This window comes from Rhodococcus sp. HM1, from assembly GCF_023218075.1.
In the GTDB taxonomy this organism is placed as follows: domain Bacteria; phylum Actinomycetota; class Actinomycetes; order Mycobacteriales; family Mycobacteriaceae; genus Rhodococcus.
This window is the reverse complement of sequence record NZ_JALPTB010000103.1, coordinates 1-15,080: the sequence shown is the minus strand read 5'-3', so window position 1 is coordinate 15,080 and position 15,080 is coordinate 1. Positions and strand designations below refer to the sequence as shown.

Genomic DNA, 15,080 nt, shown 5'->3' with positions numbered 1-15,080 from the left:
GCGCCGGGGCAGGCTCGGGCGCGACCTCGGCCGGCTCCGTGGACGCTGCCGGCTCGGCGGTAGCAGCGTCGGCGGCGCCACTCCACCCCGCGGTCGACAGGGCCTCGAAGTCCAGCGCCTTGAGCTGCTCACGAGGCTGATCGAACCGAGCCGGCACGGCGGAGGCAGTATCGGCGTTGGCGGCGGACGTATTCGCCACAACGGCGGCGGTGGCAGTGGTGATCATGGCGGCCGCGGCGACGGCGGCACGCAAACGGCGCGAATATGAAACTGACATGGGTCGTGCTCCAAGATCGGCCGAGCGGGTTCGGCCTCCGAAACTGGCGGCCGCGGGCGTTACCGAAGGGAAGTCTTTGTTCCCGGATGGATCACCATCGAGCGGCCTTAAGGTCACATCCAGGTAACGGCGCAGGTAGGGCGCTTTTCAAGGTATCGTGATCCATGTCACGTTTGCGGCCGAAAGGCGACACCCAGCGCTTTCGCTCTCGATTCGGTGCGCCCCCAATCGCCCGATCACGACACCCGGAGGCCGGGGCGGCAGCGACCGATCGGCCTCACCCGGTCACTCCGGCGACCGACTCCGATGACGTGGGATTCGTTGCACTTCAACATGACTCGTAGCGGGACCGATTCCGGGGCAAGACTGCCGGCCGACCCGCCACCGGCTCAGGGCCGACGTGCCCCGTACCTGCGTCCCGCATGACACAAATAGGACACATCCATCGTTCGTCCACGGCCCAACCGTTACATATTTGTGTCCCATCACACAGTCGCCGCTGGGTCCGCCACACGGTGTCGGACCCCTCCAGGCTGCACGTCAGCGCGAAACCGGTCGGTCCCATCGGTATTCACTGCTCCACATCTGTCACACGGGTTCCGAAAGGGACTGCGGGGAATGTTACGACCGCTCCGGCCCCGGCCCGGAACAAGCGGAAGGGTGAGAACCGACCGGTCCGTTTGCGCGGACCCGGAGCATCCACCGGTCGAAAAGCCCTCGCTCCCTGTTCATCTGTTCGTTCGGTTTGTCTCGTTTGCGCCTTATACGGTGCCCCCGAAGCGAATCGACGAGGGAGATCACGTGCGCATCGAAAACCTGTCGCTGTTCGTCCACGACGGGAAGTCGTCACGGGCGAACATCACGTGCCGCTACAAGTGCGGCGACGCCTGCTCGCACGCAGTACCGAACAATTCGGGCGGAGCGTACTTCGGGGACATAATGCGGGGTGGGGTGTCGCGGCGCGGGGTGCTGCGCGGCGGTGCGATGGCGGTCCTCGCGGTCGGCGCGGGCGGGGTGCTCACGGCGTGCTCGGACGACGCGAGCGCCGGGGAGGCACCGGCGCCCGGCAGTGGTGATCTTGGACCGGCAGGTCCCGGAACCGATTTCACACCCGTACCACCGAACACCGCGGACGCGGTGACCGTCCCCGACGGTTACGAGCACGCCGTGGTGATCCGCTGGGGCGACCCGGTGCTGCCCGACGCCCCCGCATTCGACATCGAGAATCAGGCCGCGGCGGCGCAGGAGAAGCAGTTCGGGTTCAACAACGACTTCGCGGGCCTGCTGCCCGTCGACGGCGTGCCGCACACCTATCTGCTGGTCGTCAATCACGAATACACGACCGAACCGTTCATGTTCGCCGGGTACGACGCGGAGAATCCCACCGAAGAGCACGTGCGGATCGGCTGGGCCGGCCACGGACTGTCCGTCGTGCAGGTCAAGGGTGAGCCCGGAACGGGGCGTCTCACACCGGAATTCGGTCCGTACAACCGGCGCATCACCGCCCTGACCGAGTTCGCCGTCACCGGGCCTGCGGCCGGCAGCGACCTGCTGAAGACCGCTGCGGATCCGACCGGCACCCGAGTGCTCGGCACACTGAACAACTGCTCGGGCGGACTCACCCCCTGGGGCACGGTGCTGTCGGGGGAGGAGAACTTCAACCAGTACTTCGCGAACGCCGAGCAGGTCACCGATCCGATCGTCGCCGAACAGCTCGCCCGCTACGGAATCGAAGGCGGTGCGTCCGAACGCAAGTGGGAGCGATTCGATCCGCGCTTCGATGTCGCGGCGAACCCGAACGAGGTCAACCGCTTCGGCTGGGTCGTCGAGGTCAACCCCTGGGACGCGACGTCCGTGCCGGTCAAGCACACCGCGCTCGGCCGGTTCAAGCACGAGGCCGCGACCGTCCACATCACCCCCGACGGCACGGTCGTCGCGTACAGCGGTGACGACGAACGCTTCGACTACATGTACAAGTTCGTCTCGTCCCGGAAGATGCAAGCCGGGAACTCGCAAGCGGCGATGCGGCACAACATGACCCTGCTCGACGCCGGCACCCTGTACGTCGCGCAGCTCACCGGCGACAACCCCGACACGATCGACGGCACCGGAACCCTGCCGGAGAGTGGCGCATTCGCCGGCAGCGGCACGTGGATTCCGTTGCTGCGCACGGGCGAAGACGGTTCCGCAGAGTCGCTGGTCGACGGAATGTCGGCCGAGGAGGTCGCAGTGTTCACCCGCCTCGCCGGCGACAAGGTCGGTGCCACCAAGATGGACCGGCCCGAGGACTTCGAACCGAATCCGGCGACCGGCAAGGTCTACGTCGCCCTGACCAACAATTCGAATCGCGGCGCAGACGGCAAACCCGCTGCCGACGAAGCGAATCCGCGTGTGAACAACAAGAACGGCCAGGTCCTCGAGATCGACGACGACCACGCCGGCACCACCTTCACCTGGAATCTGCTGCTCGTGTGCGGCGATCCCGAAGCGGCCGACACCTACTTCGGTGGATTCGACAAATCGCAGGTCAGCCCGATCTCGTGCCCCGACAACCTCGCGTTCGATCCGCACGGCAACCTGTGGATCAGCACCGACGGCAACGCCCTGAAATCCAACGACGGCCTGTTCGCGGTCGTGCTCGACGGGCCCCGCCGCGGCGAGACCAAGCAGTTCCTCACCGTGCCGATCGGCGCAGAGACGTGTGGTCCCGTCGTCCAGGAGAACCGCGTCCTGGTGTGTGTACAGCATCCGGGGGAGACCGACGACGCGTCGTGGGACGCTCCCGCCTCGCACTGGCCCGACGGTGGCACCACCCAGCCGCGACCTTCGGTCGTGGTGGTGTGGAAGAAGTGGGCGTGAACGCCCTCGTGTGCCCTTCCGGCGGCCCCCACCGCCACAAAGGCACACCGGCGCGTCAGCGCAACACGGAACTGCCGAGGTACTCGCAGGCCTGCAACGCGAGCGCGACGTCCAGCTTGTCGTGCGTGGCGGGTGCGCGGGTGGGGTCACCGAGGGCCTTGCCGACCCGGTACTTGACGGTGTTGCGGTGCAGGTTCATGCGTTCGGCGGTGTGCAGGTGGCTCTCGCCGGTCGCGAAATAGGTGCTCAGCGTCGCGCGCAGCATCGCGGCCTGCTCGGTGTCGTCCGCGAGGGGACCGAGCACCTCGCCGACCCACGCCCGTGCGGCGTCGAGATTTCGGGCGAGCAGCGACACGACGGCGACACCGCGGTCACCGAAACCGATGACGCGGCGATGTGAGGTGCTCTGCACCATGGCGATCGAATACGCAGCCCTGGCCTGCTCGTGGCTGCGGCAGAATCCGGCCTGACCGGTCGCGGGAAGCCCGACGGCCACCCGGCCGGTCGAGTGGGTACCGACGACCGCGGCGAGTTCGGCCGTGTCGATCGCGGGCGGGCGCCGGCCGAACGGCAGCCACGCCCACACCGTGCGGCGGTCGACGGCGGTGAGGATCGGCGGGCCGTCGGCCCGCAGGTGTGCGGCGATGCCGCGGACCAGCCGGTCGAGGGGACTGACACCTCCGTCGGCGGGTTCGACAGTGGACCAGACGATCAGCGCGACGTGGCACCGGTCGAGCCGATAGCCGGTTTCGGATTCGAATGCGGCAGTGTCGGTTTCGGTTCCCTCGACCAGTCCGTGGATGAGCGCCGAGTGCACGTTCCCGCGGACCGCCGACCACCGTTGACGTTCCTTCTCGTACGCGTCGAACACGTCCAAGGTGATCCGGTCGATGTACCGGGAGACGACCGACGAGACGTTCTCGATCACATCGAACGCCAGGTTCGTCGGCAGGTCCATCGAGCGGACCTCGTCGACGAACATCCGGATGAACTCGTTCTGCCCGAGGTGATAGGCCCGAACCAGTGAGTGCGACGACACGTCGCGCTGCGCGAGCCGCAGCGCGTATTCCACTGCTGCCGTAGCAGGTTGGAGGTGATCGGTGGGAATATCGTTGGCGAGCACGTGGATCATCGTCGTGATGTTGCCGTGCACACTCGCCTCGAGCAGTTCGACGAGCAGCGGGTCCTCGTCGAGCCGGGCCACCTCGCGGGCAATCATGGTCGTCAACGCGCGGGTGATCTCCTGCTGGCGGTCCCCGAACCGCTGCGCGATCTCACCGACGACGCGGCGAACCTCGTCGTGCGTCGTCGTCCCTGTGCCGTTCGTGGCCGCCGGATCAGTCACGGCCACTCCGTAGCCGGCGCAGCGCGGATTCGGCGGCGTTGTAGCCGCACATGCCGTGTGCGCCCGCGCCGGGCGGGGTGGACGCCGAGCACAGGTACACCCCCGGGACACCGATGTCGTACGGATCGAGGGCGATCCGCGGCCGGAACACCACCTGCACACCGGCGTTCGCGCCACCGATGATGTCGCCGCCCACCTGGTTCGGGTTGTCCCGCGCCAGATCGGCCGGGGTGGCCACCGTCGTCGCCACGATACGGTCGCGGAATCCGGGTGCGAACCGCTCGATCTGCGCGACGACGGCCTCGGTCGCATCCCCGGTGTATCCGGCGGGCACGTGCGCGTAGGCGTACACCGGGTTCACGCCGTCGCGGGAGCGGGTGGGATCGGCCACGTACTGCTGACCCAGCAGCACGAACGGCCGCTCCGGCATCCGCCCGGACGCGACCGCTCTTTCGGCACCGGCGATCTCGTCGAACTCCCCGCCGAGGTGCACGGTCCCGGCGCGACCGCATTCGGGGTCGGTCCACGGGATCGGCCCGTCGATCGCGAAGTCGACCTTGAACGCGCCGGGTGCGTGCCGGAACTTCTTGTACGACTTCGTGATCCGTGACGGCATCGCATCGCCGAAGATCTCGAGGGCACCCTCCGGAGCGACGTCGAGGAGTACGACGTCGGCGGCCGGGATGTCCGCGGTGCGTCGCACCCGCACACCGGTGTGGATCTTCCCGCCGTACTCGGCCAGTTGCGCGGCGAGCGCGCGGGTGATCGCGGCCGATCCACCCTCCGCGACCGGCCATCCGTAGCGGTGTCCCGCGGCGACGATCATCAACCCGACCGCGGAGGTCGCGGGCCGATCCAGCCGGTGGTAGGCGTGTGCGGCCACCCCGCCGAACAGCGCCCGGGCCTTCGGGGTGTGGAACCAGCGTGCCGTCACCGTGGCCGGCAGCAGCGCCCGGGGACCGAACGCGGCCAGCCGCAGCGGGTGCCTCGGCACGTTCAGGACCGGGCGCATCAGGTCCCCGGCCAGGGCATCGAACCCGCCGGCCAGGTCCGCGAACATCCGGCGCCACCGCGCGCCGTCGGCTGTTCCGAGTCCGGCGGCGGTGGCGTCGAGCGACCGGTACAGCAGCGCGGCCTCACCGCTGTCGAGCGGATGTGCGCAGTCGACCTCGGGCCACCGCCACCGCAGCCCGTACCGCTCGAGTCCGAGGGTCTGCAGATAGGGGGAGCCGGCGCCCATCGGGTGGAAGGCCGAGCAGTGGTCGTGGACCAGGCCGGGGACGGTCAGCTCGCCGGAGCGGGTGCCGCCACCGATCTCGTCGGCCGCTTCGAGAACCTGGACGTCCACGCCGCTGCGGGCGAGGTGGACGGCGGCGGCGAGCCCGTTGGGCCCGCTGCCGACCACGACCGCTGTGCTCACGCCAGGACCTCCCGATCGTCCGCGTCGCGATGTGCGCCCTTGCGGTCCATTGTCCACTGCACGTCGAACGGGATCGGGCCGTTGGGCAGCCAGGGCTGCTCGCCGACCGCGTCGGCGACCTTGTAGGTGCCGCGTTCGATCACGCCGACCGCCGCGTCGATCACCTTGTATTCCTGCACGCCGCGGTGGATGGGCTGCGATTCGATCCAGGCGACGACGAACTCGCCGGGCGCGAAGTTGCAGCGGCGCTGGATCGCGGCGATCAGGTGTTCGTTGTGCAGGTGCCCGTCACCGAAGTTGAAGGCGACGATGGAGTTGCACGAGAACTCGGCCTCACGCAGGTCGTAGGTGTCGATGTCGTCGCCGAGGTGCCGCATCATCAGGGAGAACAACGCGCGGCCCTGGCTGTGCATCGACCGCCAGCCGAGCAGCTGGTGCATCACGACGTCCGCGACCTCCGGCGGGTACGTTTCGAGCAGCTGGGTGCGGGTGTTCTTCGCGGCCCGGACGATGTGCCGGTCGAGCTTCTCCTCCGCGCCCGGCGCGAACGCCCAGGTCGCGGACGCCCAGTTGCCGGCGTACTGCCGCATCGACGGCAGGAACGACACCAGGTCGGGCCGCAGGTTGCCGAGGACGGGGAAGAAGCACAGCGCGACGGCGATTCCGCCCGCCAGCCACCACGACGACATGTCGCCGACGCCGTAGCCCTCCCACGCGGGGAAGCCCCAGAACAGGAACACGGTGGCGTACGCGAAGAGCAGGTTCCACTCCAGCGGGACCGCGAGCGGGAAGGTGGAGGCGATGAAGAAGTGGAACGCCACCATCAGCAGCACCGCGAGCAGCGTCACCGTGCGGTTGGTGGAGAACAGCAGGATCACCGGGGTGACGATCTCGACGAGGGTGCCGAGGACGTGGGCGACGCCGCTGCCCAGGTGCGACGGGCGCAGGTCGTTCGGGAAACTGCGGTAGTGCATGCGCTTGATGCGCTTCGACGGCATCCAGGGCGTGTTGCTGATCATCGGCGGCACGACCATGGCGAAGTGGCGTCCGAACTTCGAGACACCGGCCCCGACCCATACCGTGACGATGAGCAGCTTGAGCGCGACGATCATGTCGACGAACGGCAGGAACGTGAAGAACACCATGGCCGGGAGGTACTGCTCACTGCGAGCCGCGATGAAGATGACCTTGTCCCGCAGGCCGATCACGACGAGCAGCACGATCAGCGGGGCCACGACGGCGGGCCGGACCAGGCCGACGTTGTCGGCGACGAGTGCGTCGAGCGAGCCGGTATGGACACCCGGAAGAACCACGGCGGCAACGAGGTTCGCCAGCAGCACGGCGTAGAGCAGGACATCGCCGACGGTGCGGCGGTCACCGGCCGTGCCGGGCACCTTGTCCGGCCACGGTGGGAGCCGGATCGTCTCGGGCTTGAGCCAGTACCGGAAGCCGCCGGTCATCGGCTTGAAGTGGCCGGCGAGGGGGCCCCACGAACCGGCGAGACCGAGTGCCTCCAGCAGCACCGTCCACAGGATCAGCTTCTGGTAGACGATCGGCTGGTTCCACCACGACGCGACGTCGAACCACGACAGTCCCGACGTGAGGGTCGCCAGTGCGGTGCCCGCGCCGACGTAGAGGATCGCCAGTTTGAGGATGTAGACGGTGTGCACCATCTTCGGGGTTCCGAACCCGTGGTCGACCCAGTGGGTCGACATGGCGCGCAGACGGTCCCGGAACGGTTGGTCACGAAATGTCGAGGGGTCCACCTCGGGAAAGTTGCCGGTCTTGAATCCCATGGGAATTCGCCTCCTGGGTAGGGTGTATCGCCTCACCGGCCTGCTGCCGGCGAGTCGAGTAAACGAGCTGTGGGGGAAGGGTCAGGCGTCGGCGGGCACCGAGTGGCGGCGCCGTAGGCCGGGCTTGTCGATCTTGCCGACCGGGTTGCGCGGCAGAGCGTCGACCAGGACTATCGCTTCGGGTACCTTCACCCGCGTCAACCGATCGGCGACGTGGGCGAGCAGTTCCTCCTCGGTGGTTTCACGATCGGGGTAGGTCACCACGTACGCGACCGGCACCTCGCCGTACACGTCGTGGGGTGCGCCGATCACGGCGCATTCGAGCACCGCCGGATGTTCGGCGAGCGCGTTCTCGATCTCCTTGGGGTACAGGTTTTCTCCGCCCCGGATGATCATGTCCTTGATGCGGTCGACGAGGGTGAGGTAGCCGTCCTCGTCGAGGCGGCCGACGTCGCCGGTGTGCAGCCGTCCGTCGACGACGGTGCGGGCGGTCTCGTCGGGCCGGCCGAGGTAGCCGGCCATGACGTTCGGGCCTTCGATGACCACCTCGCCGATCTGCCCGGGCGGCAGCGTGTTTCCGTTCTCGTCGACGATGCCGATGCGTTGACCGGGCAGTGCCGGCCCCACGGTGCCGAGCTTACGGGGACCGTCGATCGGGTTGCACGCGGACCCGCAGGTTCCTTCGGTGAGCCCGTATCCCTCGACCACGACCAGCCCGAAGCGTTGCTCGACCCGATCGAGGAGTTCCTTCGAAATCGGTGCGGCACCGCAGATCCCGAACCGGAGCGAGGACGTGTCGAGCGACGCCTGCGCGGGCTGCGAGACGAGCAGGGCGTAGATCGTGGGCACGGCCGAGAAGTAGGTCGGCCGCAGCGTGGCGACGTCGTCGAAGAACCGGGCGGGGGAGAACCGGCCGGTGATGCTCAGCTGCGCCCCGGCCAGGATCGGTGTGAGGAAGCTGACGGCGATCGCGTTGACGTGGAACAACGGCAGGATCAGCAGGCAGTGATCGGATTCGGTGAGCCGCAGATGCGTCCGGAACGATGCCGCCATGAACTGCAGGTTCGCGTGCGTGAGCTGCACTCCCTTGGGGCGGCCCGTCGAACCGGACGTGTAGATCAGCAGTGCGGTGTCGTCGGCGGCGGGATCGTCACCGGCGGTCCACCCGGCCGGCGGTGCGGTGACCATGTCGTCGACGTGGATCAGCGGCCGCCCGGCAGACGGCGACTCGGGGCCGGTGCCCAGCACGAGTACCGCTCCGGCGTCGTCGATCTGGTAGCCGGCCTCCGCGTCGGTGAACGCGGGATTGACGGGGGTCGCGGTCGCGCGCAGCCGCCACGCGGCCATCAGCGCGACGAGCAGTTCGGCGCGGTTGGGCAGCATCACCGCCACGACGTCCCCGGCTCCGATCCCGTGCTCCTGCAGCTGGGACGCGAATCCGTCTACCCTGCGGGCGAATTCGGAGTAGGTGAGCCGGAGGGCGTCGTCACGCACGCACGGGCGATCGGACTCGCGATGCCACACCAGGTACTCGATCGTCGCGGGGTCGAGCGTCTCGGCGCTGTGGATTGTCATGGTGCTGTCGGTCGTCACGGCGGTCGGTCCTTCCTTCGGGGATGACCGCAACGGTAGTGACGCGCATCACTTATCAACCAGGGCCTCGCGGGCTCGAGTTCCGGCGAGGTGTTGTCCCCGGAGCACAAAAGCCCCGTGTACGGGGCCCGCGGGACGCCTATCCCAGCCAGTCCAGCACGGCCGCCGCCGTCCACGACTGCTGCATGCTGCCCAGAGGTTCGCCGGTGAACGGCTCGTAGTACTCGGCGAACGAACCGTCGGCGGCCTGCCGGAGCCCTTCGGCGCGCAGCATGTTCGCGCGCTCGGCCCAGCCGCGGCGCGCGAACGCCCACGAGTACAACCACGTCATCACCGGCCACACCGGTCCGCGCCAGTACTCGCGGGACCGGAAATCCTTCGACACCGGCGACGTCGACGGCGGCACCGCGTACCGCAGGTCCGGATGTCCGCAGAACTTCGGTCCCTCGAAGGTCCGCAACAGCGCGAGTTCGGTCGCCCTCGGCAGGCCGCCGCACAGCAGCGGCGCGAACATCGCGAGAGTCTCGGTGGCGATCCACTTCCCGGATCGAAGATCGAAATCTCGTGCCGCGCCGGTACGTTCGTCCGTCGTCGCGATGACGCCCCGCCGGAAGCGTTCGGCCCAGCCGTAGAGGTCGCGCACGTCCGCGTGCGGCCGCGAATGCTCCTCGCCGATGACGGCGAGCACCTCGCACGACAGCGAGAAAACGGCGCTGACGAACACGTCCTCGACCGCGAAGCTCATCGCGGTGGTGAGTTCCTCGTCGTTGTACCGGACGCCCTTCATCTCCTCGAGCAGCCACAGATAGCGGTTGTACTCGGCGTCGGTGGGGCGCTGTCCGGCATCGCTGACGTGCACCAGATCCTCGCGCAGATAGGCCGGGATCGGACCGGGCACGACGTTCGCGTACGCGGCGTCCCAACGCGGCGAGTTGTCCATCCCGGACTCCCACCCGTGATACAGCGCGATGCGGCCGTTCCCCTCCAGGTCGCGGGCACGGGCGAGCCAGCGATGCCAGCGCACCAGGTCCGCCCACCGCCGGTCCAGGAACTCCTCGGCGACCGCGCGCGTGCTGCGGCCGTGCCGGCGACCATGATCGAGGATCCGCTGCACCGCGATCGCGTGCACGGGCGGCTGCGTGATCCCCGACGTCTGCACACCGTCCGGGGCATGCGCGGCGAGCTCGCTCACCGCCCACCGGGACGGACCGGGGAAGTACCCGTCGACGCCGTTGGCGAAGACGATGTGCGGGATCATTCCGTTGCTCCACTGCGCCGACAGCAGCGTGTCCAGTTCGACGACGGCGCGTTCCACGCTCAACGGCGCCAGCCCGACGGCGACGAACGCCGCGTCCCAGCTCCACATGTGCGGATAGAGCTTCGGCGCCGCACTGGTCATCGTGCCCAGATCGTTGCCGCGCAACAGGTAGGCAGCGCGCGCGGCGAGCTGCGTATGGGTGAATCCGCGGTCCGGCATCGTTTCATTGTGCGACTTCCGAGGAAAAGCGCACGCCGAGAGCCCGGTCGGCCGCCCCCTCGTGCCGTGCCGGCGGCACCGGGGAGGACAATGGGGCGGTGAGCTCCCGTCCCCGTCCCGCCTCCGATGCCGTTCTGTCGGCCGGAATCCACGACATCGACACCGGCACGTGCGAGCTCGTCAAGGACCGGTACCGGCCGGACGGGTGGCTGCTCGAGATCAACGGGGTGCCCAGTTCCCACATCGACCTGTCCGATCCGACGCTGCTCGAGTTCGAGTACATGCGGTGGATCGCGCACCTGATGGATGCGCACTGGACCCGTGCCGACCGGCTGCGGGTGCTGCACCTCGGTGGCGGTGCGTGCACGATGGCCCGGTACGTCCACGCGTGCTTTCCGAACTCCCGGCAGGTGGTCGTCGAGATCGACGGGCGGCTCGCCGAGCTGGTGCGCGAGTGGTTCGATCTCCCGCGGGCACCGCTGCTGCGCATCCGGGTCGGGGAGGCGCGTGCGGTGCTGAGTTCGCTCACCGACGGCACCCGCGACCTGATCGTGCGGGACGTGTTCGCGATCAACCGCACACCTGCGGCGCTGACGACCGTCGAGTTCACCCGGCACGCCCGTCGTGTGCTGGCACCCGGCGGGATCTACGTCGTGAACTGCGGGGACACCCGCGACCTCACGACCGCCAAGCGCGAGGCAGCGACGATCGGCAGCGTGTTCGCGCACACCGCGATCATCGCCGACCCGGCGATGCTCAAAGGCCGCCGCTACGGCAACGTCGTCATCGCCGGCAGCGATTCGCCCCTCGGCGACTCCGCGAGCCTCGCCCGGGATCTGCTCGGCGGCGCGGTCCCGGCGCAGATCCGTCGAGACGACGAGGTGCAGCGGTTCGCATCCGGAGCGAAGGTGCTGTGCGACAGCGAGATTCCGCCACCTCGCGAATCGGCACCGGCCGAGGAGGGCCTCGTCACCGGCTGAACGCCATCGATTCGTCGATCCGGCCGAATCGCATCGTCGGCAGGTCCAGCAGGTAGTTCTGGCGCATCCGCCACGGGTTGCGGGTGCCCTGCCGCGGCAGGATCCCCGCGGCGCGCTGCACGTATCCGGAGGAGAGATCGAGCAGCGGGCGGGTCCGTCCGTCGCCGCGATAGTCGGGCATCGCGCTCCGATACCCTTTGCGCCGCATATGGTTCAACAGCCGGCACACGTACAGGGACGCGAGATCGGCACGCAGCGTCCACGACGCGTTCGTGTAGCCGAGGCACAACGCGAAGTTCGGCACGCCGCTGAGCATCGTCCCGCGGTACACGTACCTGTCGCTCGGATCGACCCGTTCCCCGTCGACGACGAGCGTGATACCACCGGCCGGAACGATCCGCAGACCGGTCGCGGTGATCAGCACGTCGGCCTCGAGTTCTTCGCCGGACTCGAGTCGGACCCCACGGTCGGTGACCCGTTCGATCCGTGCGGTGACGATGTCGGCGCGACCGGATCGGAGCGCCCGGAACAGGTCCGAGTCGGGAACCAGGCACATGCGCTGATCCCACGGATCGTAGGTGGGCGCGAAATGTGGATCGACCGGCGTGCTTCCGTGCAGGCGGCGGGCGGCACGGGCGCGAATCACCTTGCCGGCCAGATTCGGCATCCGCCGGCAGAACTGGTAGAACGCCAGCATTCTCGTGACGTTCTTCATACGCACGACACGGTGGGCGACGTTGCCCGGCAACCATGTCCGGATCCGGTCGGCGAACCGGTCGCGAGTGGGAAGCGAGATCATGTACGACGGCGACCGCTGCAGCATCGTGATGTGCTCGGCGTCCTCGGCCATCGCGGGCACCAGGGTGACCGCGGTGGCACCGCTGCCGATCACCACGACGCGTTTGCCGGACCAGTCGAGGTCCTCCGGCCAGAACTGCGGGTGCACCACGGGGCCGTCGAAGGTGTTCAGGCCGGGAATGTCCGGCAGGTACCCCGATTCGTAGCTGTAGTAGCCGCTGCACATGTACAGGAACGAGCACGTCAGTTCGACGGGGAGGCCGTCCGCGATCGCCCGCACCGTCCACGTCGCGGTGCCCGAATCCCACGTGGCACCGTTCACCTTGTGCCCGAAACGGATTCGGCGATCCACCCCGTAGTCCGCGGCGGTCGCCCGCACGTACTCGAGGATCGAGGGGCCGTCGGCGAAGGACCGGTCGCCGTGCCACGGCCGGAACGGATATCCGAAGGTGTACATGTCGCTGTCGGATCGAATACCCGGGTAGCGGAACAGATCCCACGTTCCGCCGATCGCGTCGCGACCCTCGAGGATCGTGTAGGTCAGCTCCGGGCACTGCGTCTGCAGGCGGTATCCGGCGCCGATACCGGACAGGCCGGCCCCGACGATCACGACATCGACGTGTTCCACATCCGCTCCTATCCGGCGATCCAGGCCAGCAGTTCCTCGACGGGCCACGTGTTGATGACGTCCTCCGGTTCGACACCCCGCTCCGCGGCGCGCTCGCATCCGTACCCCAGCCAGTCCAGCTGGCCCGGGGCGTGTGCGTCGGTGTCGATCGCGAAGCGGCACCCGAGCCGCAGCGCCAGGTCGATCATCCGGCTCGGCGGGTCGCGACGCTCCGGCCGGCAGTTGATCTCGACGGCCGTGCCGTGGTCGCGGCACGCGGAGAACACCTTCTCGGCGTCGAAGGTCGATTCGGGCCGCTGCCCGCGACCACCCGTGACGAGCCGCCCGGTGCAGTGCCCGAGCACGTCAACGTGCGGATTGGTCACCGCCCGCACCATTCGCCGGGTCATCGCGGACTTCTCGGCCCGCAGTTTCGAATGCACGCTGGCCACGACGATGTCGAGCTCGGCGAGCAGGTCGTCGTCCTGGTCGAGCGACCCGTCCTCGAGGATGTCGACCTCGATGCCGGTCAGGATCCGCGCTCCGTCGCCCGACGCGTTGAGTTCGGCGATCACTCCGAGCTGGGTGCGCAGCCGCTCCGGGCTCAGCCCGTTGGCAACGGTCAGTCTCGGCGAATGATCGGTGACGGCGAGGTACTCGTGCCCGAGCATGGTCTTCGCGGCGCGCGCCATCTCCTCGATGGGGCTACCGCCGTCGGACCAGTCGGAATGGGTGTGCAGGTCGCCGCGCAGGGTGGTGCACAGGTCGTCGGCCCCGCGCCCGATCGGCTCGGCCACATCGCGCAGTTCCTGCAGGTAGCCGGGGATTCCGTCGTAGGATTCGCGGATCACGGCGGCGGTTTTCGGGCCGATGCCGGGCAGCTCGGACCACGTGTCGGTGCGGCGGCGGTGCTCCCGTTGTGTCTCGTCGAGTGCCGCCACCACGTCCGCCGCGTGGCGGTAGGCCTGTACACGGTAGGTCTTGGCGTGCTCGCGTTCGAGCCAGAACGCGACTTCGCGCAGTGCGCTCACCGGGTCCATATCCTCCATTGTGGCCGCCCCACCGCAGCCCGGGTGGCGGGAAACCGCTATTCGGTCCGTCCGGTCGGGGAGAGGCGGCACGGAACCGGGCCGGGCGCCCTGTCCTACGCTCGACCGTATGCGTCCGACAGCCCTGATCACCGGAGGAACCCGCGGCCTCGGTGCCGCGATCGCCCGCGAACTCGCCCCCGACCACGACCTGCTGCTGGGTGGTCGCACCGAGGAGTCCCTCGGCGCGATCGTCGCGGAACTTCCCGGCGCGACCCCGTGGCCGGTGGATCTGCTCGACCACGATGCCGTCGCCGCGGCCTGCTCCGGCATCGATCGGCTCGACGTTCTCGTGCACAACGCGGGCATCGCGAGCCTCGGCACCGTCGCCGAATCCGATGTCGCGCAGTGGCGGGAGATGTTCGACGCCAACGTCTTTGCCGTCGTGGCCCTGACCCGCGCCCTGCTGCCTGCCCTGCGTGCCGCGAACGGGCATGTGGTGCTGATCAATTCGGGTTCCGGCCTCAATGCGCGGGCCGGATGGGGAGCGTACGCGGCGAGCAAGTTCGCGCTGCGGGCATTCGGCGATGTACTGCGCCAGGAGGAACCGGCCCTGCGCGTGACGTCGGTGCACCCGGGCCGCATCGACACCGACATGCAGCGTGCGCTCGTCGCCGAGGAGGGCAACGAGTACCGGCCCGATCGGTACCTGCGCCCGGCAACCGTCGCGCAGGCGGTGGGGAACGCGATCCGCACGCCCGCCGACGCCCATCCGACGGAAATCGTGCTGCGCCCCCGGTAGCGGCTATCGGTCAGAACGGCAGCGGGATGACCACCGGCGGGGCGCCCGGGATCTGGATCTGGATCTGCGGAGGGGGCGGAGCCGGCGCGGGGGGTGGC

Annotated in this window: 10 protein-coding genes and 1 pseudogene; 3 read left to right on the top strand and 8 right to left on the bottom strand. The window is 68.7% G+C overall.

The genetic code is table 11. The features are described 5' to 3' along the window. Nucleotides 1-277: pseudogene (locus M1M07_RS30050) on the bottom strand (hypothetical protein); the annotation flags it as partial. A gap of 801 nt (nt 278-1,078) precedes the next feature. Here M1M07_RS30050 and M1M07_RS30045 point away from each other — a divergent pair. Beyond that, nucleotides 1,079-3,136 carry a PhoX family phosphatase gene (locus tag M1M07_RS30045; protein WP_197251472.1) on the top strand — a complete coding sequence of 686 codons (2,058 nt, stop codon included), beginning with the start codon at nt 1,079-1,081 and terminating at the stop codon, nt 3,134-3,136. Between the two features lie 55 nt (nt 3,137-3,191). On the opposite strand, the gene M1M07_RS30040 is transcribed toward M1M07_RS30045, so the two are convergent. From M1M07_RS30040 to M1M07_RS30020, 5 genes are all read right to left on the bottom strand, one after another. Then, nucleotides 3,192-4,481, bottom strand: a complete 1,290-nt coding sequence (locus tag M1M07_RS30040) for a helix-turn-helix domain-containing protein (RefSeq protein WP_248676505.1) — start codon at nt 4,479-4,481, stop codon at nt 3,192-3,194. Beyond that, entirely contained in the window at nt 4,474-5,901 is a 1,428-nt protein-coding gene (locus tag M1M07_RS30035) for an NAD(P)/FAD-dependent oxidoreductase (RefSeq protein WP_248676504.1), read from the bottom strand. Before M1M07_RS30035 ends, M1M07_RS30040 begins: the two co-directional genes overlap by 8 nt. Continuing rightward, a complete protein-coding gene (locus tag M1M07_RS30030) occupies nt 5,898-7,697 on the bottom strand; it encodes a DUF3556 domain-containing protein (RefSeq protein WP_197251470.1) in 1,800 nt (599 codons plus the stop codon). The genes M1M07_RS30035 and M1M07_RS30030 overlap by 4 nt, the downstream gene beginning before the upstream one ends. A gap of 81 nt (nt 7,698-7,778) precedes the next feature. Next, the gene (locus tag M1M07_RS30025; RefSeq protein WP_248676506.1) at nt 7,779-9,272 is read right to left on the bottom strand and encodes a class I adenylate-forming enzyme family protein; all 1,494 of its coding nucleotides are present in this window, start codon (nt 9,270-9,272) and stop codon (nt 7,779-7,781) included. Between the two features lie 157 nt (nt 9,273-9,429). Then, nucleotides 9,430-10,767: a glycogen debranching protein gene (locus tag M1M07_RS30020; protein ID WP_248676503.1), complete on the bottom strand. Its 1,338-nt coding sequence runs from the start codon at nt 10,765-10,767 to the stop codon at nt 9,430-9,432. Nucleotides 10,768-10,865: 98 nt separating this feature from the next. On the opposite strand from M1M07_RS30020, the gene M1M07_RS30015 reads away from it, so the two are divergent. Next, complete coding sequence (locus tag M1M07_RS30015) at nt 10,866-11,747, top strand: fused MFS/spermidine synthase (protein WP_197251468.1); 882 nt, start codon at nt 10,866-10,868, stop codon at nt 11,745-11,747. Here M1M07_RS30015 and M1M07_RS30010 read toward each other — a convergent pair. Continuing rightward, nucleotides 11,737-13,173 carry an NAD(P)/FAD-dependent oxidoreductase gene (locus tag M1M07_RS30010; protein ID WP_248676502.1) on the bottom strand — a complete coding sequence of 479 codons (1,437 nt, stop codon included), beginning with the start codon at nt 13,171-13,173 and terminating at the stop codon, nt 11,737-11,739. The genes M1M07_RS30015 and M1M07_RS30010 overlap by 11 nt on opposite strands. Nucleotides 13,174-13,181: 8 nt before the next feature. Then, nucleotides 13,182-14,192 (bottom strand): PHP domain-containing protein, encoded by a 1,011-nt coding sequence (locus M1M07_RS30005; protein WP_248676501.1) that lies wholly within the window; start codon nt 14,190-14,192, stop codon nt 13,182-13,184. A gap of 118 nt (nt 14,193-14,310) precedes the next feature. Between M1M07_RS30005 and M1M07_RS30000 the strand changes: the two genes are divergently transcribed. After that, nucleotides 14,311-14,982, top strand: coding sequence for an SDR family oxidoreductase (locus M1M07_RS30000; RefSeq protein ID WP_197251465.1), 672 nt, complete (start codon nt 14,311-14,313; stop codon nt 14,980-14,982). The last annotated feature ends 98 nt before the right edge of the window (nt 14,983-15,080 follow it).

What these genes read in the sequence shown, in the direction of transcription:
- M1M07_RS30030 (WP_197251470.1), bottom strand. Translation starts at nt 7,697, where the DNA reads ATGGGATTCAAGACCGGCAACTTTCCCGAGGTGGACCCCTCGACATTT.
- M1M07_RS30025 (WP_248676506.1), bottom strand. Translation starts at nt 9,272, where the DNA reads ATGACAATCCACAGCGCCGAGACGCTCGACCCCGCGACGATCGAGTAC.
- M1M07_RS30020 (WP_248676503.1), bottom strand. Translation starts at nt 10,767, where the DNA reads ATGCCGGACCGCGGATTCACCCATACGCAGCTCGCCGCGCGCGCTGCC.
- M1M07_RS30005 (WP_248676501.1), bottom strand. Translation starts at nt 14,192, where the DNA reads ATGGACCCGGTGAGCGCACTGCGCGAAGTCGCGTTCTGGCTCGAACGC.
- M1M07_RS30000 (WP_197251465.1), top strand. Translation starts at nt 14,311, where the DNA reads ATGCGTCCGACAGCCCTGATCACCGGAGGAACCCGCGGCCTCGGTGCC.